This is a genomic window from Halosimplex yunnanense, from assembly GCF_054504345.1.
The window spans coordinates 395,150-416,215 of record NZ_JBTJEL010000036.1; the positions used below are offsets into that span (position 1 = coordinate 395,150).

Sequence of the window (21,066 nt, forward strand, 5' to 3'; positions counted from 1 at the left end):
AGCGTGTTGGCCCTCCGTGCCGGCGCTCAGGTGGTCGAGTCGGGCCCTACCGTCCGAGGTCGTAGAACTCCTCGTTCGGGCGCATGTCGGCCAGGTGCGCCATCCGGTTCGAGAGGTTGAAGAAGGCGGTCACGCTCCCGATATCCCAGATGGCCCGCTGGGAGTAGCCGTGCTCCCGCAACCGTTCGAAATCGTCCTCGCCGATCTCGGCCTGGTTCTCGGTGAGCTTCACGGCGAAGTCGAGCATGGCGCGCCGTGCTTCTGAGACGTCGGCGGTCCGGTGGTTGCTCATCAGCTGCTCGGCGATCTGGGGGTCGTCGGCGTAGACCCGGGCGAGCGCACCGTGGGCGACGTTGCAGTAGAGACAGTCGTTGGCGCCGCTGACGGCGACGACGATCATCTCTATCTCGGCGCGGTCGAGTTCGGTGTCCTCGACCAGCGCGTCGTAGTACTGGAAGAACGCCCGGAAGTGCGACGGCCGGTAGGCGTACGCGAGGAAGACGTTGGGGACGAATCCCGCGTCTTCCGCTTCTTCGTCGATGCGCTCCTGTAGATCCTCGGGCAGGTCTTCGACGTCCGGTACCGGGAACCGCGTCATCGCTGGCTCGGGCATACGATTGTGACCGAGTGGCACGGCCTTCAGTGCTCGGGCGGTTCACTCCGTCTCGTCGCGGCCCCGCTCGTGATACTGTCGCAAGCCACCCCCGCCCGTGAACCGTAAGGCGCGCGGCCCCCTCCTGCCCACACGTCGATGTACCGGACGGGCCACTTCGGGGTCGCCATGCTCGTCTACGCACCCGTCGGAGCGGCGCTGCTCGCACTCGGGTTCGACGACGTGGCGCTGGCCGGCGGCGCGGTGACGGTGGCGCTGTCGACGGTGCCCGACGTCGATCACAGCCTCCCGTTCGTCGAACACCGCGGGGCCACCCACACGATCTGGTTCGCGCTGTTCGTCGGAGTTATCGTCGGTACGCTGGGGGCCGGGCTGAGCGCGAGTTCCGGTGTCGATTTCGGGTTGATCACCGGCACTGGCACGGTCCCGAACGCTATCGGCGACCTCACGCCAGCGGCCCAGCTCGGCTCGTTCGGGTCCCTTGTCGGCGTGCTCGCCGTCCTGTCGCACTTGCTGGGGGACGTGCTGACGCCGAAAGGAATCACGCCGTTCTGGCCCGTCTCGCGGGCGCACTACACGGTATCGGCGTGGCGAGCGGACGACGAACGGGCGAACCGCGCGTTGCTGACGGCCGGGGCCGCAGTCGTCGTCGCGGTGGCCGTGGCGAACGCGCTCTAGAGGAGGTCCTGGTCGTCGAGCTGGTCCATCACGTCGTCGACGAACTCGTCGACCGTCTCGTAGGGGAAGTTCCCGCTGCCGAGCTTGGTGTTCAGCTCCATCGCCGTCATCGAGAAGTCGCCGGACTCGAACTTCGTCCCGGGCCCGTTGGGAAGCGCCGGTACGAGGTCCATCGGACTGGAGATGGGGTAGTCGGCGCCCTCGAACGCTTCGGTGAACTGCTCGCGCAGGTCTTGCCTGTCAACCATACACGAACCATGTCCGCAACGCGGTAAAAAAGGTTCGAGATTCACATCTATAAACCAGTTTCTCGTTTACAAATCCTGTCAGTCCGAACCAAAGATACCTGTCCCGGGGACGACAACGAGTGAGCATGACCGAGGACAGCCTGTCCCGCCGTCGCGCCCTCGCCCTGAGTGGTCTCGCCATCGCGACTCCACTCGCGGGGTGCGGAAGCGCGGACGACGGTGACGGAGGGACCGGCCCGACCGACGACGGAACGACTCCGGACGACGGACCCGACGGGGAGACGGCGACGGACGGCGAGCAGACTGAAACCCGCGGGACGGACGGGACCGGGACGGCGTCGTTCGAGGACCTGACCGTACGCGCCGAGCGGGTCGCCTCCGGCTTCACGTCGCCCGTCGCGGTCGAGATTCCACAGCCGGGCCGTCGATTCGTGGTCGACCAGACCGGGGAGATCCGGCTGCACGACGATGGGCTACGGGAGGAGCCGTTCCTCGACGTCACCGATCGAATGGTCGATCTCGGCGACAGCTACAGCGAGCAGGGGCTACTCGGACTCGCCTTCCACCCGTCGTTCGCGGAGAACGGGCGGCTGTTCGTCCGCTACAGCGCGCCGCCGCGCGAGGGGACGCCGGACGGCTACTCCCACACGTTCGTGCTCTCGGAGTTCCACGCCGACCCGGAGGGGACGACGGCCGACGCCGACTCCGAGACGACGATCATGGAGATTCCACAGCCGCAGGGCAACCACAACGCCGGCGCCGTCGCCTTCGGCCCCGACGGGTACCTCTACGTCGGGACAGGGGACGGCGGCCGCGCGGACGACCAGGGCAACGGCCACGTCGACGACTGGTACGACGCCGTCGGCGGCGGCAACGGACAGGACCTGACCGAGAACCTGCTGGGAAGCGTCCTGCGGATCGACGTCGACGGCGAGGACGGGGACCGAAACTACGCCGTTCCCGAGGACAACCCACTGGTCGGAGAGGATGGACTGGACGAGCAGTACGCCTGGGGGTTCCGGAACCCGTGGCGGCTCTCGTTCGCTCCGGACGGGCGCCTGTTCGTCGCGGACGTGGGACAGGGCCAGTGGGAGGAAGTGAACGTCGTCGAGCGCGGCGGCAACTACGGCTGGAACGTGAAAGAGGGAACTCACTGCTTCAAGGCGGAGGATTGCCCAGATGAAAGTCCGCGCGGTCGCGAACTCAGGGATCCAGTGATCGAGTACCCACACGGCGGTGCCGAGGTCAGTGGTATCGCCGTCATCGGCGGGTATCTCTACGACGATGAGGCGATACCCGCTCTGCGCGACCGTTACCTCTTCGCCGACTGGCGGGCACAGGGGCGGCTGTTCGCCGCGCGCGAGTCCGACGATGGCCTCTGGGAGACGACCACGGTCGAAGTCGAGTCCGAGGCGCAGTTCGGGCCGAACGTCCTCTCGTTCGGCCGCACGCCCGAGGGCGAGTTGCTCGTCTGCACCACCGCCGAGGGCGGACTCGCCGGAGATACGGGGACGGTCTTCCGACTGCGAGCGGCCTAACGGCGGGAAAACGGGTGGGTGAGAGCGACTCCGCTCAGTCGACGATGACCGGCTGGCCGTGCTGGATGTCGGTCCCGAGCACGTCGAGGAACTCGGCGATCCATTCCGGATGATCGGGCCACGCCTGTGCGGTCACGAGGTTGCCGTCGCGGACGACTCCTTCCGCCCACTCGCCGCCGGCGCCGCGCACGTCTGCTTCGAGCGCGGGATAGGCGGTACAGGTCCGGCCGTCGACCACGTCGGCGGCCGCGAGGATCTGCATCGCGTGGCAGATAGCCGCGACGGGCTTGTCTTCCGCGAAGAAGTGCTGGACCGTCTCGATCACGGCGTCGTAGTTGCGGATGTACTCCGGGGCGCGACCGCCGGGCAGGACGAGCGCGTCGTAGTCGGCCGGATCGATCTCGTCGAGCGCCGCCGTCAATTCGAAGTCGTGCCCGCGCTCTTCGAGGTACGTCTGGTCGCCGCGGAAGTCGTGGACGGCCGTCTTGACCGTCTCGCCCGCTTCCTTGTCGGGGCAGACCGCGTCGACCTCGTGGCCGACCGCCTGGAGCGCCTGGAACGGTACCATGACTTCGAGGTCCTCCCCGAAGTCGCCGGTTATCAGCAGGATTCGCTGTCCACTCATGGTTCTGTGACCCCCGCTGGATCCACGTAGTAGTTGGCTGCGCGACAGTATAAGCGTGTCTTGTCCTGTCAGGGTCGGAACGGGAGCGGGGCGCCACTCGCCGTGACCCAGATCAGGCGAGAACGGCGGGGAGATCGGCCAGCGAGTCGAGAACGTAGTCGGGATCGACCTCGCTCCCGGCGGCGTCGGCGCGGTCGGAGACGCCGGTGAGCACGAGCGCCGTCGCCATACCCTGGTTGGCCCCCATCGCGAGGTCCGTGTTCAGTCGGTCGCCGACGACGAGACACTCCTCGGGTGGGACGCCGAGGCGGTCGAGGGCGTCTTCGGCCGCTTCGGGGGAGGGTTTGCCGAGGACGCGGTCGGGTTCGCGGCCGACCGTCCGGGCGATTGCGCCGGTGATCGCGCCGGATCCAGGCACGAATCCGTCGGCGGTCGGGATGGTTCGATCAGGGTCGGTGCCGACGAACGTCGTCTCCGCGTCGATGCCCGCCAGCGCGTCGGTCATCGCGGCGTAGTCGAACGTCTCGTCCCACGAGGAGACGAACACGGACGCCTCGCGGGGGTCGTCGACCAGCCGCTGACCCGACTCCCGGAGGTACGCCGCGAGCGACGCGGAGCCGACCAGATACGTGGGTTCGTCGGGGTAGTGGTCCCGGAGGAAGTCGCGCGTGACCGTCGAGGCAGGCAGGATCTCCGACTCGTCGGCCTCGATGCCCATGCCGGCGAGCCGCTCGACGTACTCCGCGGGCGTCTTCGTCGGGTTGTTCGAGCAGAAGCAGAGGCGGATCCCTCGCGATCGCAGTTCCGCGAGCGCGTCGGCGGCGCCCGGGAGGACCCCCTCGCCGCGGTAGACCGTGCCGTCGAGGTCGACGATCACGCCGCGCACCTCCGAGAGGTCTCGCGCCGGTTCGGTCATGTCCGTCATTCGGTTGATCGGGCGCGTCTACGGTCTGTCGGGTCAATAGCCCACCGGTGGCGACGAGGAACTGGGTCCCCGTGGGCGTGTCCTAGACAGTTCACGTCTCGTGCTTCGCTCTCCCGATGATCAGTGCAGGCAGAGTAGCTAACGGCGTGACGACTGGTCTTTCCATGGGGACGCAGGAACTGTCGGAATCGTCATTGAGAGTCGAGCGCTGTGACTTGAACTAGTGTGTCTTCGCCGACGGTTTCGAATTTGACGGGCTCGCCGAGTACTGAAGACGAACTCGACTGGATCCTCACCAGGATAATGCGAGTGGGTGCTGCATTCGCGGCGTCGGTCCTGATTTCACGAATCGTAAGGAGCGGTCCATCGCCTCCGACCGTCCCTACTGAGTGTAGTTGTAATCGCGAACCATAGGAGGACATTCTTGCCTGACACGCGATGAGGCACTGATTCGCGAAATCCGTGTTCTGTGCGAACGAATAATCCGCTAGCGACTCCCCGATCTCCGCTTGGACACGTTGAGCGAATGCTTCCCAGTCCTGACTGGAGCAAAGGGCAACTGCCGCGGGAGAACCCGAGAGCGGTTCTCCGTATGTCGTGCCGATAGGTCCTTTCGGGCGGAACGGCCACGCGGCAGAATACGTTGTTTCGTTTAGTTCTTCGGCAGTAGACGTCGTTTTGTTCACCTCTTCAGTAGTAGATGTGGGGAGACTCGTTTTCGTGGCATCTTCTCCCTCGGCCTGCGGAGTTGTGGTTTCGGTTGGACGCTGAGTGGGAGTATCCGGATCTGGGGACGGTCGAGCAGAAGGGCTACTGCGTCCTGAGGACCGGTCTTGACAGCCTGCTACGCCACCCACCGCCGCTAGAAAACACCCGCAGAGCTTTCTGCGCGTCACTTGAAGCGAGCGGTTTGATTTCATTCGTCCTGAAATACTGTCGGTGTGTAAAGTGTTTTCTCCTACTTGCTGGACGGGAATTGAATCGTAACAAAACTACAGAGATGGACTCCGTCAGGATACCACTCTCATACGTCCTACCCGAACTATGTAATGTTCGCTGACACCCTGAACCCGCGTCACCGCAGTTTCCGGTCCCACCGCGAGCCGGCGCGCCGGGAGAGACCTAGGCCGACGAGCGCGGCGACGAGGGAGACCCCGAGCGCGACGCCGGTGGCCGTCGTCGGCGCCTCGGTGTACACGAGCGCGGCGACGACCAGCGGGATGGAGACGACGGCCAGCGCCGCGCCGAAGGCGGCGAACAGCGGCGTATCGAACAGCAGTTCGTTCGGCGAGAAGCCGGTGACGTAGGCGGTGACCCCGAAGACGTAGACGGCCACCAGCGGGAAGACGACCGCGCCGATGGCCACCTCCGCGAGGGGGAGCCAGATCAGCGACAGCGCGAGGTAGACGAGCCCTGCGGGCACCGACAGCAGGAGGTAGGCGGCGCGCTTGCCGGCGAACACCTCGTCCATCGGGACGGGGTAGCGGAGGTACTCGTCGGCGCTGTCGAACTGCGTGACCCAGCTGTAGGTCGTGAAGGCGCCGAGGCCGAGGAAGGTCCCGACGGCGATGCCGTAGGAGGGCGCGAGAGCGGTCGCGTCGGCGACCTGCTGGACGAGCAGGACCGTGACCCCGAATAGCACGCCCATCGAGAACAGCACCTTCCAGACCGAGCCGCTGGAGCGGGCGATCTCCAGCACCGTCCGCGTCGTGATCCCGCGGTCGTCGCGGATCGCCGACCGCAGGCTACTGTACCGGTCCGGGGCGGAGCGTGCAGCCCCGTCGTCCGCCGGCTGGAACGCGAGCGGCCCGACGGCCGCGAGCGCCACGACCGGGCCGAAGCCGGATATCGCCGTTCGAAGTGACGGGTCGAGGTAGAACCCGTATGGAGAGAGCGTCGCGAGGTCGAGGTGTCCCGTCACGACGCCGGCGGCCAGCCCGACGACGAGCGCAAGCACGGCCGCGCGACTCCGCGTCCCCACGCCTGAGAGCGTCAAGCTCGTCCCGACGCCGAGCGCGAAGGTGCCCGTCGTCGTCAGCCAGAACAGCGCGATCTGCGCGGGGGGAACGCCCGCAGAGAGCGCGACGGCGGCGTACCCCAGCGCGAGCGGAGCGAGGAACAGGCCGGAGTAGTACAGCAGGTCCTTCACGAGGAACACGGCGAGCAGTCGGTTCCAGCTCACCGGGAGCGTCCGCGCGGAGAAGACCAGCAGCGTCACGTCGCCCAGGACGTCCCGCAGCGCGTCGCGGCCGACGAGGCCGATGGTGCCGACCTGAAGGCCGAAGAAGAAGACCAGTCCGTGGAGGCCGGCCGCGATCGTCTCCATCGGCGTCCCGGTTATCGTCAGCAGCCACACGCCGACGCCGGCGAACGCGGCCACCGTGACCGGGAACGCGGCGAAGCGGTCGCCGAACAGTTCCGCCTGCAGGCGCCACTCCTCGCGCATCATCCGAGCGAGCAGGCGCGTCGAGAGGCCACGTCCGGCGCGACCGGACGCGTCGGCTTCCCCGCTCATCTGCCCGGTTCGCCAATCGATTCGAGCGACCGGTCGCCGCCGTCGGTCACTGCGGCGTCGGCCGATCCGGCCGGCTCGACCTCCTGGCGGAAGTAGTCGAGCAGTTGCTCGTCGCCGTCGAGGTCGTTCGGGTCGCGTTCGGCCACGAAGGCGCTGTCGCGGATGATCCCGACCGACGTGCACAGCTCCTCGGCCACCTCGAGGAAGTGCGTCGAGAGGAACAGCGTGTTCCCGCGCTCGCAGTACTCGCGCATGTGGTCTTTGACCTCCGCCTGCATGATCGGGTCGAGGTTGACCAGCGGCTCGTCGATGAACACCAGATCTGGCTCGTGGATGAACGTCTGGGCGAGCATGACGCGCTGGCGCTCGCCTTCCGACAGATCCGTCGAGAGGGTGTCGAGCTTGTGGTCGAAGCCGAGGCGGTCGGCCCACTCGGCGATGCGGTCGTCGACGGCGTCGAACCCGCGGACGTCGCCGACGAACTGGAGGTACTCCCGCGGCGTCAGGAAGCTCGGCGGGTCCTCGCGCTCGGGGAGGATGCCGACCGCCTCGCGGACGGCCTGCGGGTCGGCCACCGGGTCGTGGCCGAGGACCGAGGCGGTCCCCTCGGTGGGATCGAGCTGTCCGGTGAGTATCTCGATGGTCGTCGTCTTGCCGGAGCCGTTCGGCCCGAGCAGGCCGAACAGTTCGCCCTCGGGGACCGAGAGCGACAGGCTGTCCAGCGCCGTCACGTCGCCGTAGCGTTTCGTCAGGTCGTGTGTCTCGATAGCTGCCATAGTGAGTGCCCTGTACCGCCCGACGCGACCGCGACGCTGGGCGGCCCCTGTACGTACGGCGCGTACATCTACGCTCCGGCCGTATAGTGCTTCGGGCACTTTGCGGCCGTTGTCGCCGGTTTTCGACCGCGAGGACGGGTAGTGGTGGCCGGGTCGCTCACCGCCAGCCGATCCCCGGTGACGCCGTCTCGTCGGCCTCCCGCCACGAGTAGATCGGCTCCCAGCCGAGTCGCTCCTTCGCCTTCGCGTTCGAGAGCGCGGCTTGCTCGCCCTTCAGGTCACATCGTTCGGGCAGCTCGCCGGCGACGGACTCGATGATGTCGCCGGTCGGCTGGCCGAGGTAGTTCTCGTCGGCGGCGCAGAGGTACGTCTCGTGGCCGTCGTTGTCGGCTGCGAGCGCCGCCTCGACCATCCGCGCGAGGTCCCGCACGTCGACGTACGACCAGAGATTCCCGCTCAGCGACCCGTCTTCGAGGTCGAATCCCTCGCGCTGGGGGCGGGCGCGGTACGCCTCGGGGGCGTAGACGGTCGCCGGTCGGATCGTCGTGACGGGCACGTCGTACCGGCGGGCGACCATCCCGGCGACCGCCTCGCCGCAGTGTTTCGACGTGCCGTAGGGGTCCTCGGGCCGGCGCTCGTGGTCCTCGTCGACCGGCAGGTAGTCGGGGAGCCACGGGTCCCCGGCGAACAGCATGCCGTAGGTCGCCTGCGAGGAGGTCCAGACCACCTCGGCGTCGCACCGGCCCGCCGCGACGAACGTGTTGTAGGCGCTCATCGTGTTGTTCTCGAAGACGCGGGTGCCGGGGTCGTCGAGCGGACCGGAGATCGCCGCGGCGTGGACGACCGCGTCCGGGTCGGCCTCGTAGATCGCCTCCCACGCCTCGCCCTGCTCGGTCAGGTCCACTGCGCGAAACTCCGCGTTGGCCCGGTCGCCGTCCGGGCGCTCCAGATCGATGCCGACGACGTGGACGCCGCTGTCGGCCAGCCGTTCGACGATCCAGGGGCCGACGGCCCCCGTCGCGCCGGTCACGACCGCCGTCTCTACGTCGTGGTCGAACTCGCCGCCTGCGCCTCGTGACATATGGTAACATACACCTGCCAGCGACGAAATCCTTGGGTCGAACGTATCGGCGAGCGACCCGGTCTCAGAGAAGTCGAGCGTCGAGTCAGTCGCCGGGCTGACCGTTCGCGACGCCGGCGGATCCGCGGTCGCGGCCGTTCGTCCGGGAGGCCGCCCGGCGGCGGGCGAGCGCGCCGTAGAGCTCGTCGGGGACTCGCTCGCGGATCTCGTCGGCCGTCCCGACGTCGATGTCGATGGCGGAGGCGTCGTCGCCGATGATGCTCTGGGAGCCCGCGGTGTCGACGGTCACCGTGGCGAGGTCGCGGCGGCGCTGGAAGATCGTCTGCGTCGTGAAGACGGTCTGGACGCGGTGGTAGGGGACGACCTTCTGCTTTCGCACCCAGAAGCCGTCCCGCGTGACGACGTGTTCCTCGCCGAGCGCGTAGCCGCGGTTGGCCCACTTGAGATGGGCCGCGACGGGAACGAGCGGCGCCAGGAGCAGCGGCACGTACCAGAACAGGCGGTAGCCGGTGGCCAACGACCCGAGGTACAGCAGGCCGACGATCACCCCGAGGGCGATCGCGTACCGGAACACGTAGCGGAGTCGCGCCCGCTTGGGCGGCCGCTCGAACCCGGAGGCGTCGAACGCTTCGAGCGAGCGGGCGAGCCCGACGACGCGGTCGCGCTCGGCGACCGGGATCGCCGACTGCGACCCGTCGGATTCCCCCGTCGGAGTGTACCCTGCAGTCTCGATCGTCAGCGCCGCGTACCCGAGCTTCCGGGCGATGACGTTCTCGCGGACGGTGAGCGTCTGGACCTTCGACAGCGGGATGGTCCCGCGGAACTTCTGGAGCAGCCCGCGCTCGTAGCGCAGTTCCTCGTCGCCCCGATCGAGCCGGAACCCGTAGTACCGGGCGGCGTTGAGCACGCCAGAGAGCAGCGCCAGCACGAAGATTCCGGCCAGCGCGGCGACCGGCCCGAGGATCGCCCCGAGGATGCTCTCCAGTCCGAGCCCGTACTCCCAGATGTTCTCCGGTTCGAACGCCGAGGCGGCCGACGGCGCGAAGATCGACGCGCCGAAGAAGAGGAACGAGGCGATCCGGAGGTCGACGGAGACGAGCGCGAGCACCGCCAGTTCCCGCTGGCTCATCTCGAAGATGGTCTCGAAGCGCTCGGCCTCCGTGTCGGCCGTCTCGCCGTCGGCGGCGTCGACAGCCCGGCTCAGCCGGCTGATCTCCGACTGGAGTCGCTCGGCCTCGTCGGCGCCGACGTAGCGCAGTTGCGCCTCGGTCTGGCCGCCCCCGGCCGTCTCCAGTCCGACCTCGGCGACACCGAGCACCCGCTGGACGACGTTCTGCGTGATGTCGACGTTCTGGATACGCCGGAGCGGGATCTCGCGTTTCCGCCGGGAGAACACGCCCGACCTGATGTCGAACGTGTCCGCGGTGAGTTCGTACTCGAAGCGGCGGTAGCTGGCGACGAGGTACCCGACGATGGCCGCGGCGCCGAGGACGACCGCGAGCGCGGCGCCGATCGCGAGCAGGCTCTGGCCGGAGCCGAACAGCGCCGAGAGCCCCGGGACGCCGAAGACGATGAGCGCGATCGCGATGCTGATCCCCTGCTGGGCGATCTGGTAGGGGACCGTCAGGACGTGCAGCGACTGCGGTCCCTCGATACGCGGCGTCACCCCCGACGGCTGACTCTCGGACTCGGCCGCTGTCGGGTCCGTTTCAGTGCCCCCGGACGTCTGTCCGGGGTCGGTGGCCTCGTCCCCGCTCATACGGCGTCCTCGTCCTCGGAAGCGATCGCGAGTCGTTCGAGCCTGGACTGGAGGTCCTCGGCGACCTCGGGGCGGAGTCCGGGGATCGTCACGTCGGCACCACGCGACCCCGCGGTGTAGACCACCAGCGTCGAGAGGCCGAGTACCCGTTCGAAGGCCGACCGGCGGGTGTCGATGTGCTGGACGCGCACGTAGGGGACGACGGTCTGGACCTTCGTGAAGACGCCGCGGCTCAGGTACAGCGACTCCTCGCGGACGACGTAGCGCCAGGACCGGTAGAGCAGGATCGACCGGGCGATCCCGTAGATCGTGAAGACGGCGAACACGGCGACGGCGACCGCGGCGGCGCCCTGGAGTCGCCCGAGCGGGAGGAACTCGTAGGCGAACGCCCACGTCCCCGCGCCGACGATCAGCGCCATGATGGCGGTGCCGATCAGCGGCCCGACGATCCACTCGTAGCGAACCGTGGGGTCCAGCGTCCGGGGTTCGCCGGGCGTCTCGACGTCCTCGGCGAGCGTGTCGCGCTCGGGTTCCGCGTCGGTCGGTGGATCAGTCCGCTCCGATTCGCCGCGAGCGTGGTCGATATCGGTCGAAGAAGCGTCTGCAGATGCGCCGGCTGATCCGGGAGGGTCGGCGTCCGCACCGCCGGACGCGTCGCCGGCCGACACCTCGTCAGCCGCCGCTCCGTCGGCCGACGGGTCCGTGCCGTCGTCGTCGCGGGGACCTGTCATAACTCGTCCGTGGGCCGGCCCCGACAAAGGCGTACCGACGAACCGCTCCACTGCAACGACTCACTCGTGGCCGGAGACGCGGACCGGCTCGTACGGTTCTTCGAGGTACTCGACGTCGGACTCGGACAGGGAGATGTCGAGCGCTTCGACGGCCTCTTCGAGGTGTTCGATGCTGGTCGTCCCGACGATAGGCGCGTCGACCCACTCCTTGTCCAGCAGCCACGCGAGCCCGATCTGGGCCATCGTCGCGCCGTACTCGTCGGCCAGTTCCTCGCAGCGCTCGTTGATCTCGCGGCCGCCGCCCTCGAAGTAGGGATGCTCGCGGGCGTAGTCGTCGGTCTCGCCGCGCGTCGTCGCGTCGTACTCCTCGTGCGGTCGGGTGAGATAGCCCCGCGCCAGCGGCGACCACGGGATGACGCCGACGCCCTCCTGCTGGCAGTAGGGGAGCATCTCCCGCTCTTCCTCGCGGTAGAGCAGGTTGTAGTGGTTCTGCATCGTCTGGAACCGTTCGAGGCCGAGGCGGTCGCTGGTGTGCAGGGCGTCGGCGAACTGGTGGACCCACATCGAGGAGGCGCCGATGTAGCGGACCTTCTCGCGGCGGACGGCATCGTCGAGCGCCCGCAGGGTCTCCTCGACGGGCGTGTCGTAGTCCCAGCGGTGGATCTGGTAGAGATCGATAGTGTCCATCCCCAGCCGTTCGAGGGAGTTGTCCAGTTCCTGCTCGATGGCCTTCCGGGAGAGCCCGCCTGAGTTGGGGTCGTCGTCGTCCATCTGGAAGAAGCCCTTCGTGGCGACGACGCTCTCCTCGCGGTGGCCCTCCAGCGCCTTCCCGAGGACGCGCTCGGACTCGCCCCGGGAGTACATGTTGGCGGTGTCGAAGAAGTTGATCCCCAGTTCGCGGGCGCGCTCGACGAGTTCGATCCCTTCCTCCTCGTCTAAGACCCACTCGCGCCAGTCGCTGTCCCCGAAGCTCATACAGCCGAGGCAGATGCGGCTGACCTCGACGCCGGTCGAACCGAGAGTGGTGTACTCCATGCGCGGGCGGTTCGGGCCAGCGCCGCAAAAAGGTGGGTTCCGCGGTCAGCCGCGCCGACAGTGCGGCGATCGCGAGGGGTCAGAGCCCTTCGGGGTCGGTTCGGGCGACGAGGCGGCGGGCGACCACGAACACGATGGTCGCGGCGACGGCGTAGGCGACGACGTGGGCGGTCGTCGTCGTCGTCCCGCTGTCGACGGCGAGTTTCGCGACCGTCGTCGCGGGGTGTTCGGGCGTGAACAGGTACTCTGCCACGAACGAGTTCCCGGACGCGGCCGTGAGCGCGCCGAACCCGAAGATCACGAGGACGGAGTACAGCAACTGGGCCTCGCGGCGCTTGGCGGTCAGGACGCCGAGCGAGAGGCCCAGCGTGACCACCAGCGTCGTCAGCGCGGTCACGACGACCAGCAGTTGCCCGACGTTCGCGACGGCGATGCCGTTGAACCCGAGCAGGCCGATCCACAGAAGCGCCTGCAGCGGCGCGATGAGTATCATCGCCAGCGCCTTCCCGTCGACGATATCGACGAGCGACAGCGGCGCGACCCGAAGGAGGTCCAGCGTCCCGCGCTCGATCTCCTCCGTGAGGGCGTCGACCGCCACGGAGCCGCTGATGAACGGGGGCAGAAACAGGAGCAGCGGCACGAGCACCGTGTAGGTGAACCCGTAGTAGGGGCTGGCGTCGACCTCGTCGGGCACCGGGACGGGCGAGCGATCGAGGTGGTCGGCGCGGACGATCCGCTCCGTCCGCTCAACGCGTTCGAGCAGCGTCCGCACCTGATCGACGATCAGCGTCGTCTCGATGCTCTCCTGTGGCGCGATCACCGTCACGTCGATCCGGCCGCCCGAATCGTCTGCGAGCATCACCGCGTGAACGCTCCCGTCCTGATAGGCCTCGCGCGCGTCCACCGCGGAGGGATACGTTATCGCCCGGAGTCCGTCCTGTTCGTTCGCGGCCTGCACGAGCGCGTCCTCGTGTTCGCCGGCGACGCCGACGACGACCTCGCCAGCCGAAACCGACCCCGGACTGTACAGCGAGGTGAGGCCGACGACGAGGAACGACGAGAACGCGGCGACGAACAGCTGGATGAGCAGTGCGAGGACGATCGTTTTCTCGCGGCTCAGTGACGACAGATCCCGTTTGGCGATGGTGAGCCGCGGGTCCGAGAGCAGCGACCGATCCGCCGAGTCCCCGGCATCCGATGCGGACGCCGAGGGTTCGGCGGGCGGTGGGGACTCACCCGACAAGGGCACTCACCACCGTTAGGTTGTACGCGACGTGGACGCCCACGGCTATCACCAGCGCGGTCACGTAGGTGCGGCGGCCGTACCGGGCGCCGACCGCCGACATGGAGGCCGTGACGACGTGGAGCGCGAGCGGTGCGAGCAACAACACGCCCAGCATGACCGGCAGCGGGAGCCCGGCCGAGAGCGCCGCTTCGCTCCCCATCTGCGCCTGTCCGATCGGGAGGCTCTGGAGGTCGGCCAGCCGGACGATCAGAGTGAACTTCTCGGCGACGAAGAAGCCGAGGCCGCTGAACGCGCCGACGATCAGGGCCGTCCGCAGGCTGTCGTCGAACCGGGCGTGGGCGTACCCGGCGTAGACGTGCAGGCTCTTGGCGAATTCCTCGACGAGTGCGATGCCGACGAACGCGACCACCAGAACCGCTTGCAGGCTCACGGCCTGACTGAGCGGGTAGAGGAACGCGACGAGCACGAGCTCGCCGACGAGGACGAACGGCAGCAACACTGCAGTGACGAGCGCGACGCTTCGGCGGCGCTTGATCGGGCCGGCGAGCGCGTCGAGCACCTTGTACGGGATGGGTCGCTGGGTGAACATGTCTTCCTCGCGGTAGAGGCCCGCACCGAGGCCGAAGCAGACGAGCGCGGTCAGCGTCGGCGGGAGCGTCGAGAAGGCGAACTGCCCGAGACTGATGGCCTGGCCCTGCAGGTCCCTGACCACGAGTGTCAGCGGCGAGATGAGCGCGATCGGCGTCACGTCCGTGAAGATGGCCGGGACGAACGCGTAGGAGGTCAGCGTCACCGTGATCGTGACCGTGACGAAGGTCAACTCCTTGAACGAGCGGGCGAACATCGCGCCGAGGAACGTCGTCGCGAGGAACAGCAGCGCGAGCGGGACCATCGCCAGCACCGAGGTGGCAGAGCCCTGCAACAGGAGCGTGATCACCGTCGCGACGCTCAGCGCGGCGGCGAAGTACGGGAGCGTCTTCCCGACGATGATGTCGCCGCGGGAGACGGGCGAGACCAGCAGGAGTTCCCCGCGACGGTTGATCCGTTCGCTGAGAACCGTCGATCCGTACGCCTGGATGACGAAGTTCAGCGGTAGGACGAACACGAACGCGAGGACGAGCGACCGGAACGGGAACGGCGGCGTGATGTCCGAGGGCGTGCCCGTGGTGGACCCGCCGGTCAGCCGCGCGCTGATCGACGACGCCCCGACGTCGCTTTCCTCGCTCGGACGGGTGACCGCTGTGTCCCCGTCGCCGCCCGCGCCGTCGCCGGTCTGGCTCCCGTCGGTGGAACTACCAGCGCCGTCGCCGCCGGAACCCGCGCCGCTACTGGAACCGTCATCCCCGTCGCCGCCCGCGCTGTCGCTTCCGGATCCGTCGCCGCTCGTCTCCTCGCCGACGGAGTCGCCCGAACTGTCGGCGTCACTCCCCGACGCGCCGGATCCGCCGTCCGATCCCCCGTCGGAACCGCCGGCGTCTCCGTCGTCACCCTGGACTGCGATGGTCTGCTGGTCCGGTGCGACGACCTGGCTCACCTCGCGGTCGGCGTACGTGAGGTTCACTATGACGGGGAACGCCGCCGAGCGGTTGTCCTCCAGATCCATGATCCCGTCGTTGTACTGCATCGTCGACGAGCGCAATTCGTCGACGGCCGCCCGGCCCTTCGTGGAGTTGGCGTACTCGCTGACCTGCGGCCCGACGATGCGTATCTCCTGTGAGCCGGCCGCGACCGCGGCCGCGCTCGGGTCCTGTACCTGGAACGTCGGGTCGAGGGAGACGGGGTCGTAGTACGGGTCTTCCTCGACCACGCCGACCCGGTAGATCCCCTGATCAAGCGCGACGCCCTGGCTGACCGCCATCGGCGCCATCGCCCCGAGTCCGAGCACCGCGAGCAGCGCGATGGCGATGGTCCGCCGGTCGACGCCGCCCGCGTTTTTCGTCACTTCCCAGCGGGCGATCCGGACGGTGTTCTCCGCCCGTGTGCGGACCCAGTGGGCGAACCGCTGTGCGGCCGACCGAGAGTGTGCGTCGGTCGATCCCCCGCCGCGCTCGGGAACGTCGCCGCTCACGGCTGGGCTCCGGAGTCGCGTTCGGCCCCGGAGTCAGCCTCGGCGACGTTGAGGAAGACGTCTTCGAGGCTGGATTCCTCGGTCCGGATGTCGACGACCTCGCCGCCCGCCGCCTGGGCCGCCTCTCGCGTCTCGTCGACGGCGTCCATGCTCTCGACGACTTTGCAGTAGTGGCCGTTCTCGCGGGCGCTTCCGGGTACCTCGACGGTCGTGTAGACGCGGTACTCCGTCCGGCCGTGCTCGGCCTGCAGTTCGTCGAGGTCGCCCTTCGCGACGATCTTCCCCTCGTTCATGATGGCGACGCGGTCGCAGATGCTCTCGACGTGGTAGAGATTGTGGGCGCTGAAGACGATGGTCTTGCCCTGCTCGCCGAGTTCGCGCGTGAAGTCGATGATGTAGTTCGTGGTGAGCGGGTCCAGCCCGCTCCCCGGTTCGTCGTAGATGAGGACGTCCGGGTCGTTGATGAGCGAGCGCGCGATGGCGACCTTCCGCTTCATCCCCTTGGACATGTCGCCCAGCGGGCGCTCGCGGTGGTCGAGTTCGAGCCGCTCCAGCGTGTCGTGGATCCGCCGGTCCGCGACGCCGCTCGGCACGTCGTACAGGTCGGCGAAGAAGTGCAGATACGACAGCGGCGTCATCTCCTCGTAGAGTGGGGATTCCTCGGGAAGGAAGCCGAGTCGCTGGCGCATCTCCGTCTCGCCGGCGTCGTAGCCGGCGACGGAGACGTCACCGGCGGTCGGTTCGACGAGGCCGGCGAGCATCTTCAGCGTCGTCGTCTTGCCGGCCCCGTTCGGGCCGATGATGCCGAAGACCTCGCCCTCCTCGACCGTGAACGTGCTGCCCTCCACCGCGACGAACCCACCGTACTCCTTTCGCAGGTCGCGGGCCGTGATCATTCGGCCGGTGGTAACGGGGCGGGGATTGTATAGGTTCGTCTCTCGTTATCGTATCTGGGGATGGTGTCGAGTCAGTGTTTGGCACCGGATATCGTCACACTGTTCGGGGAACCCGAGCGCGACTATCGGTCAGCGAGTTCGGGATACGCCAACTGAAGTTCGCCGTTGAGCGTGTAATCGCTGCCGAGGATCCCGCCGGAGAGTTCGATCGTCACGTCGATGGCGAGTTCGGTGGCCGTCTCCGACTGTGGGAGGACGACGAGATCGAGCGTGCCGATCGTCTCGTCCGCGAGGTCGTCCAGATCGGTTATCTCGACGACCGTGCCGAGGCCCCGATCGGGCGTGTAGAGCGAGAGCGACGGGGGCGGAGAGCTATCCCCTTGGACCGGCGAGACGACGGCGACCTTTGCGGGGCGTTCCCTCGCGACCTCGGGCATCCACAGTCGCAGTGTGATCGATTTCACCGTCGTCCCCTCTCGGTGGGGAATCTCGGTGGAGAGGTCGATTCGACCGGATACTACGGCCCCGTCGACGCCGAAATCCCCAATCTCTTCACCGTTCGACGTGAAGATGAGGCCCTTCTCGCCGCTCGACTCGGTGTGTACTGTCGGATCGGAGAGCGTCTGGTTCGCCGCTATCGCCCCACAGCCCGCCGTCGCCACGGCTCCAGCGCTGCAGATCGCCGCGATGTACGACCGTCGTTTCACTACGGGCACGTTCAGACCGACGGGTGAAATAGTTCGATCACTGACCGAATGCGATCTCTCCCACCGGTTTCAGCGCCGTTGCGGGTTCGTCGATGCGCTCGCAGGGGATCACTTCGCTCGTGAAGCCGTTCGGAATACACTCACGAGTCCGGCGGTTCACAGACGGTCCCGACTCTGGAAAAGCGGACCCGCGGAATCCGGAGAGGCTCACTCCTCGGGACGGGGCATCGCTTCGAGTTCCCGAATTTCGGCGGTCTTCTCGACGCGCTGGTACTGTCGGCGCCACGCGTCCTCTGGGAACAGCCCGTTGCGGTCGAACAGCTCGCGGGCCGCGTCGGTGACGCGGTAGAACTTGTAGGGGTAGCCGCGCGTCCGTCGCCCGGCGGGGACCGTCAGCTCCTCGACGACGCCCGCCTCGCGGAGCACCTTCAGGTGGTTCCGGATGGTGTCGGCTTCGAGGCTGGGATTCATGTAGTCGAGTTCGTCGACGCTGGGGGCGCCCTCGGGGTGGCCGACCACGTCCGCGACGATGTTCGCCCGCGTCGAGTCGGTGACCCGCTGGAGCGCGAGCCAGGCGTCGAAGCTGTCGGTTGCTCCCTCGCCACCGCCCTCCGCTGTCTCGGGCCTCATACGCGTCGGTACGAACCCCGGCTCCATAAACACTTGGACGCTGAGTGCGAGTGTTCTTCGACTGTTTCCGAAATAGTCACCGAACCGATTACCTAACCGATCCATCAACGGTCAGAAGACACATTACGGACCCGGGAGTCGCGCCGGCATGGACGATCGCGACGAGATGGGGGAGCGCGCCGACGGCGGCAGCGGGGAGCGTCCCATCGAAGGGGAAGACGAACCGGACGAGCGGGGGTATCTCGACGGCGTCGACGAGGGGGAACTGGTCGACGCGGACCCCGAGACGCTCTCGCTGACGCCGGCCCAGCACGAGCGACTGAAAGACGCCCTCCACGGCGACGGACTCGACGACATCGCATACGGGGATCGGCGGTACCTCGTCGTCGGCCGCGGCGGGGACGAGGGACCGGGCGAACGGCGGAGACTCGTCCGAAACTTGCTCGACAGCCGCCGCAAGGCGGTCGGGTTCATGCTCGAAGACTTCGGGCTCACGGGCGAGGAGATCGACCTCTGGGCGCCCGCGTTCGAGATCCTCTGCGAGCAAGCTACCCACGTCGTCGGCGTCCTCGAAGACTACGACGGCGGCCACGTCTGGGAACTGGGCTACCTCTACCACCAGCAGAGCCAGGTCCGCGATATCCTCTGGCTGCTCAAGCGCGTCTACGGGGACGAGACGACCACCCGCGAACACTACGACAACGGCATGGCCGCCTCGCACCTCGCGGCGCTCGAACGGGCTGCCGGCGAGCGTGTCGTGACGTGGGAAGGCGAATCTGACCTCCGGCAGGCAGTCGAAGAGATTCCGTGACGCGGAGACTCCAAAGACGGAGAGAACAGAAGTTCCAAAACCGAAGAATTCTCGTGGTCCTCAGACGGACTTCTCGATGCGTACGTTGCTCACCTTGTGTATGTCCTCGCCCATCCCCTCGCCGTCGCAGTCGTCGTTGGGGCACCGATAGTGCCAGCCGTCCTCGGTGGCCGTTCGCTCCGCGAATCGCTCGCCGCACTCGTCGCAGAACAGGTCGCCCTTCGTACAGGTGTCCCGGTGGAGTTCGAGTTCGAGTTCCGTGCTGAACGTGCGTTTGCAGTTCCGGCAAATGTGGGTCATATTCGGAGATTCGCAATCGCCCCATATATCAACACCGGAACGTTCACGTCCGGGTGCAATGCGGCCGAAAAGCCGACGATCGAAAGACGGCGACGGGTAATCCCGATCAATCGACCGGTACCGTGTGTGCCAATCGCTGCCTACCGGGAGGTCATCGCACGCCTTACCGAAATTCAGGGACGGACTTCCTCGGCTGTCAGCGGTTGACTACCGGGTATCGAGGTCGTCTTCCTCTTTGAGGATCCGGGTTTCCGCCTCGCCGCTGGAGACCTCGTTGACCAGATCGTAGAAGTCGTTTTGCATGCCCGCGGGGAACTCCACGACGCCGACCCACGAGCCGTCGGGCTGCCACTCCTCGCGTTCGAGGTCACCGAACTCGCGGATCTTCGCCTGTCCGCTGCCGGCGTAGTCGGCGGGCAGCTGGGCCGCCACTTTCACCGTGTCGAAGCGGATGGGGATCACGGGTCGAAGCGCGTCGAGGGCGTCGTCGACCTGCCGCTCGACCGGCTCCATCGGGTCGACCTTGAAGTCGGCCTCTTCGAGCGCGCTCTCGATGCGGTCGGGCGGATGGGGCGCGTCGTCCATCTGCGGGTTGACCGCGTTGCGCGTGATGCGGTTGACGAGATCCTTGTGTTTGCGCTCCTGCATCTCCTTGCGCTGTTCGGCCGTGATCTGGATCTCCCCGCGTTCGACGACTTCGGGGATGATCTCGAGCGGATCCGTGGTTCCGAACACCTCTTCGAGTGCGTTCTCGGGTGGTCGGTCGCCGCGGGACGCGTTCTCGAAGACGTCCTCGGCGGCGATCACGTCCTCAAGTTCGCCCTCGAACTCGCCGCGCTTCATCGCGAGCGCGGCGTCGGGGTCGACGAGCACCTCGAACCGTTCCCCGTGGGACTCGAGGCGCGCCGTCACTGCCTCGTCGAGTGATATCATACCCGGAGGTTACACCGGGCGGGTAAAAAGGTGTGCGACGCCGGCGACGAGCGCCGCTGGCGACGGGGCCCGCAGGGTGTCGATTACTCCTCGGTCTCTTCGTCCTCGTCCTCCTCGGTCTCGAGGAGATCGAGTTCGTCGAGGTGGGACTCCTTCTCGGCGTCGCTCATCTCGGTGAACGTCTCGTCGTCGACGCTGATGGTGGCGATGCCGATGCCCTCCGGGGAGAGCTGGCCGTCGTTGACGGAGGCCAGCGCTTCGAGCGCGAGGCCGACGCCGCCGTCCAGGTCCATCTCCTCGGTGTAGTTCTCTTCGAGGTACTCGCGGATGTCGCCGCGGTCGGCGCCGACGGCGAGGGCCTTCCACTCGTAGGGGGTGCCCGACGGGTCGGTCTCGTAGAGGCGGGGCTCACCGTTGGCGATGCCGCCGATGATGAGCGCGACGCCGAACGGGCGGGCACCGCCGACCTGCGTGTACTGCTGGATGTGGTCGGTGACGGCCTTGGTGAGCGTCTCGACGCCGATGGGCTCGCCGTAGCGCAGCTGGTTGACCTGGGCCTGGCGGCGGGCGAAGTCGATGAGCTGGCGCGCGTCGGCGACGTGGCCGGCGCTGGCGATGCCGATATGGTCGTCGGCCTTGTGGATCTTCTCGACCGACGAGCGCTCCATCAGCGGCGAGCGGATCCGTTTGTCGACCGCCAGGACGACGCCGTCACTCGTTCGTACCCCGATGCTCGCCGTGCCGCGTTTGACGGCTTCGCGCGCGTACTCGACCTGGTAGAGGCGTCCATCCGGCGAGAAAATCGTGATCCCGCGGTCGTACGCCTGCTGTTGCGATTGTCCCTGCATAGTTAGATGAGTTCGGTCGCCCCGAAGACAGCCGACCGGCCGGCACGTCGACGCCAGTCGCACGGGGGCGCCCCGCCGCTCGGTCCCCTCGGTGACGACGTTT

Annotated in this window: 21 protein-coding genes; 3 read left to right on the plus strand and 18 right to left on the minus strand. The window is 67.5% G+C overall.

All coding sequences use genetic code 11. The features are described 5' to 3' along the window. Nucleotides 1-46 precede the first annotated feature (46 nt). Nucleotides 47-613, minus strand: coding sequence for a peroxidase-related enzyme (locus AB2U09_RS18060; protein ID WP_459194123.1), 567 nt, complete (start codon nt 611-613; stop codon nt 47-49). 138 nt (nt 614-751) lie between these two features. Here AB2U09_RS18060 and AB2U09_RS18065 point away from each other — a divergent pair, with 138 nt between their 5' ends. Continuing rightward, a complete protein-coding gene (locus tag AB2U09_RS18065) occupies nt 752-1,291 on the plus strand; it encodes a metal-dependent hydrolase (protein WP_459194124.1) in 540 nt (179 codons plus the stop codon). On the opposite strand, the gene AB2U09_RS18070 is transcribed toward AB2U09_RS18065, so the two are convergent. Then, nucleotides 1,288-1,539, minus strand: coding sequence for an MTH865 family protein (locus AB2U09_RS18070; protein ID WP_459194125.1), 252 nt, complete (start codon nt 1,537-1,539; stop codon nt 1,288-1,290). The two genes, AB2U09_RS18065 and AB2U09_RS18070, sit on opposite strands and share 4 nt — an antisense overlap. A gap of 125 nt (nt 1,540-1,664) precedes the next feature. Here AB2U09_RS18070 and AB2U09_RS18075 point away from each other — a divergent pair, with 125 nt between their 5' ends. After that, complete coding sequence (locus AB2U09_RS18075; RefSeq protein ID WP_459194126.1) at nt 1,665-3,077, plus strand: PQQ-dependent sugar dehydrogenase; 1,413 nt, start codon at nt 1,665-1,667, stop codon at nt 3,075-3,077. 34 nt (nt 3,078-3,111) lie between these two features. On the opposite strand, the gene AB2U09_RS18080 is transcribed toward AB2U09_RS18075, so the two are convergent. From AB2U09_RS18080 to AB2U09_RS18140, 13 genes are all read right to left on the minus strand, one after another. Beyond that, complete coding sequence (locus tag AB2U09_RS18080) at nt 3,112-3,702, minus strand: DJ-1/PfpI family protein (protein ID WP_459194127.1); 591 nt, start codon at nt 3,700-3,702, stop codon at nt 3,112-3,114. A 112-nt stretch (nt 3,703-3,814) separates the two neighbouring features. Then, nucleotides 3,815-4,618 carry an HAD-IIA family hydrolase gene (locus AB2U09_RS18085; RefSeq protein WP_459194128.1) on the minus strand — a complete coding sequence of 268 codons (804 nt, stop codon included), beginning with the start codon at nt 4,616-4,618 and terminating at the stop codon, nt 3,815-3,817. 1,084 nt (nt 4,619-5,702) lie between these two features. Beyond that, entirely contained in the window at nt 5,703-7,142 is a 1,440-nt protein-coding gene (locus AB2U09_RS18090; RefSeq protein ID WP_459194129.1) for a hypothetical protein, read from the minus strand. Continuing rightward, entirely contained in the window at nt 7,139-7,918 is a 780-nt protein-coding gene (locus AB2U09_RS18095; protein ID WP_459194130.1) for an ABC transporter ATP-binding protein, read from the minus strand. Before AB2U09_RS18095 ends, AB2U09_RS18090 begins: the two co-directional genes overlap by 4 nt. Before the next feature lie 157 nt (nt 7,919-8,075). Beyond that, nucleotides 8,076-8,999: an NAD-dependent epimerase/dehydratase family protein gene (locus AB2U09_RS18100; RefSeq protein ID WP_459194131.1), complete on the minus strand. Its 924-nt coding sequence runs from the start codon at nt 8,997-8,999 to the stop codon at nt 8,076-8,078. Nucleotides 9,000-9,084: 85 nt separating this feature from the next. Beyond that, nucleotides 9,085-10,758: a PH domain-containing protein gene (locus AB2U09_RS18105; RefSeq protein ID WP_459194132.1), complete on the minus strand. Its 1,674-nt coding sequence runs from the start codon at nt 10,756-10,758 to the stop codon at nt 9,085-9,087. Then, nucleotides 10,755-11,177, minus strand: a complete 423-nt coding sequence (locus tag AB2U09_RS18110; protein ID WP_459194281.1) for a PH domain-containing protein — start codon at nt 11,175-11,177, stop codon at nt 10,755-10,757. The genes AB2U09_RS18105 and AB2U09_RS18110 overlap by 4 nt, the downstream gene beginning before the upstream one ends. A 372-nt stretch (nt 11,178-11,549) precedes the next feature. Next, nucleotides 11,550-12,524: an aldo/keto reductase gene (locus AB2U09_RS18115; protein WP_459194133.1), complete on the minus strand. Its 975-nt coding sequence runs from the start codon at nt 12,522-12,524 to the stop codon at nt 11,550-11,552. 79 nt (nt 12,525-12,603) lie between these two features. Beyond that, complete coding sequence (locus AB2U09_RS18120) at nt 12,604-13,767, minus strand: ABC transporter permease (RefSeq protein WP_459194282.1); 1,164 nt, start codon at nt 13,765-13,767, stop codon at nt 12,604-12,606. Then, on the minus strand, nt 13,757-15,838 hold the full coding sequence (locus AB2U09_RS18125) for a PrsW family intramembrane metalloprotease (RefSeq protein WP_459194134.1): 2,082 nt from the start codon (nt 15,836-15,838) through the stop codon (nt 13,757-13,759). Before AB2U09_RS18125 ends, AB2U09_RS18120 begins: the two co-directional genes overlap by 11 nt. Next, entirely contained in the window at nt 15,835-16,734 is a 900-nt protein-coding gene (locus tag AB2U09_RS18130) for an ABC transporter ATP-binding protein (RefSeq protein WP_459194135.1), read from the minus strand. The genes AB2U09_RS18125 and AB2U09_RS18130 overlap by 4 nt, the downstream gene beginning before the upstream one ends. A gap of 122 nt (nt 16,735-16,856) precedes the next feature. After that, the gene (locus tag AB2U09_RS18135) at nt 16,857-17,441 is read right to left on the minus strand and encodes a DUF8121 family protein (RefSeq protein ID WP_459194136.1); all 585 of its coding nucleotides are present in this window, start codon (nt 17,439-17,441) and stop codon (nt 16,857-16,859) included. Nucleotides 17,442-17,648: 207 nt separating this feature from the next. After that, nucleotides 17,649-18,071 (minus strand): helix-turn-helix domain-containing protein, encoded by a 423-nt coding sequence (locus tag AB2U09_RS18140; protein ID WP_459194137.1) that lies wholly within the window; start codon nt 18,069-18,071, stop codon nt 17,649-17,651. A 148-nt stretch (nt 18,072-18,219) separates the two neighbouring features. Here AB2U09_RS18140 and AB2U09_RS18145 point away from each other — a divergent pair, with 148 nt between their 5' ends. Next, on the plus strand, nt 18,220-18,882 hold the full coding sequence (locus AB2U09_RS18145; RefSeq protein ID WP_459194138.1) for an aminopeptidase: 663 nt from the start codon (nt 18,220-18,222) through the stop codon (nt 18,880-18,882). Between the two features lie 60 nt (nt 18,883-18,942). Here the strand turns inward: AB2U09_RS18145 and AB2U09_RS18150 are convergent, their stop codons facing one another. From AB2U09_RS18150 to psmA, 3 genes are all read right to left on the minus strand, one after another. Beyond that, nucleotides 18,943-19,182: an HVO_2901 family zinc finger protein gene (locus AB2U09_RS18150; protein ID WP_459194139.1), complete on the minus strand. Its 240-nt coding sequence runs from the start codon at nt 19,180-19,182 to the stop codon at nt 18,943-18,945. Nucleotides 19,183-19,389: 207 nt separating this feature from the next. Then, nucleotides 19,390-20,115 (minus strand): ribosome assembly factor SBDS, encoded by a 726-nt coding sequence (locus AB2U09_RS18155; RefSeq protein WP_459194140.1) that lies wholly within the window; start codon nt 20,113-20,115, stop codon nt 19,390-19,392. Between the two features lie 83 nt (nt 20,116-20,198). Further along, nucleotides 20,199-20,963, minus strand: a complete 765-nt coding sequence (gene psmA / locus AB2U09_RS18160; RefSeq protein WP_459194141.1) for an archaeal proteasome endopeptidase complex subunit alpha — start codon at nt 20,961-20,963, stop codon at nt 20,199-20,201. Nucleotides 20,964-21,066: the final 103 nt, after the last annotated feature.

Bases quoted from the DNA above. Each gene is read 5' to 3' on its own strand.
- AB2U09_RS18145 (WP_459194138.1), top strand. From the start codon at position 18,220: ATGGACGATCGCGACGAGATGGGGGAGCGCGCCGACGGCGGCAGCGGG.
- AB2U09_RS18090 (WP_459194129.1), bottom strand. From the start codon at position 7,142: ATGAGCGGGGAAGCCGACGCGTCCGGTCGCGCCGGACGTGGCCTCTCG.
- AB2U09_RS18115 (WP_459194133.1), bottom strand. From the start codon at position 12,524: ATGGAGTACACCACTCTCGGTTCGACCGGCGTCGAGGTCAGCCGCATC.
- AB2U09_RS18140 (WP_459194137.1), bottom strand. From the start codon at position 18,071: ATGAGGCCCGAGACAGCGGAGGGCGGTGGCGAGGGAGCAACCGACAGC.
- AB2U09_RS18150 (WP_459194139.1), bottom strand. From the start codon at position 19,182: ATGACCCACATTTGCCGGAACTGCAAACGCACGTTCAGCACGGAACTC.
- AB2U09_RS18155 (WP_459194140.1), bottom strand. From the start codon at position 20,115: ATGATATCACTCGACGAGGCAGTGACGGCGCGCCTCGAGTCCCACGGG.
- AB2U09_RS18080 (WP_459194127.1), bottom strand. From the start codon at position 3,702: ATGAGTGGACAGCGAATCCTGCTGATAACCGGCGACTTCGGGGAGGAC.
- AB2U09_RS18100 (WP_459194131.1), bottom strand. From the start codon at position 8,999: ATGTCACGAGGCGCAGGCGGCGAGTTCGACCACGACGTAGAGACGGCG.
- psmA (WP_459194141.1), bottom strand. From the start codon at position 20,963: ATGCAGGGACAATCGCAACAGCAGGCGTACGACCGCGGGATCACGATT.
- AB2U09_RS18075 (WP_459194126.1), top strand. From the start codon at position 1,665: ATGACCGAGGACAGCCTGTCCCGCCGTCGCGCCCTCGCCCTGAGTGGT.
- AB2U09_RS18070 (WP_459194125.1), bottom strand. From the start codon at position 1,539: ATGGTTGACAGGCAAGACCTGCGCGAGCAGTTCACCGAAGCGTTCGAG.
- AB2U09_RS18130 (WP_459194135.1), bottom strand. From the start codon at position 16,734: ATGATCACGGCCCGCGACCTGCGAAAGGAGTACGGTGGGTTCGTCGCG.
- AB2U09_RS18065 (WP_459194124.1), top strand. From the start codon at position 752: ATGTACCGGACGGGCCACTTCGGGGTCGCCATGCTCGTCTACGCACCC.
- AB2U09_RS18085 (WP_459194128.1), bottom strand. From the start codon at position 4,618: ATGACCGAACCGGCGCGAGACCTCTCGGAGGTGCGCGGCGTGATCGTC.
- AB2U09_RS18060 (WP_459194123.1), bottom strand. From the start codon at position 613: ATGCCCGAGCCAGCGATGACGCGGTTCCCGGTACCGGACGTCGAAGAC.
- AB2U09_RS18110 (WP_459194281.1), bottom strand. From the start codon at position 11,177: ATGGCGCTGATCGTCGGCGCGGGGACGTGGGCGTTCGCCTACGAGTTC.
- AB2U09_RS18105 (WP_459194132.1), bottom strand. From the start codon at position 10,758: ATGAGCGGGGACGAGGCCACCGACCCCGGACAGACGTCCGGGGGCACT.
- AB2U09_RS18095 (WP_459194130.1), bottom strand. From the start codon at position 7,918: ATGGCAGCTATCGAGACACACGACCTGACGAAACGCTACGGCGACGTG.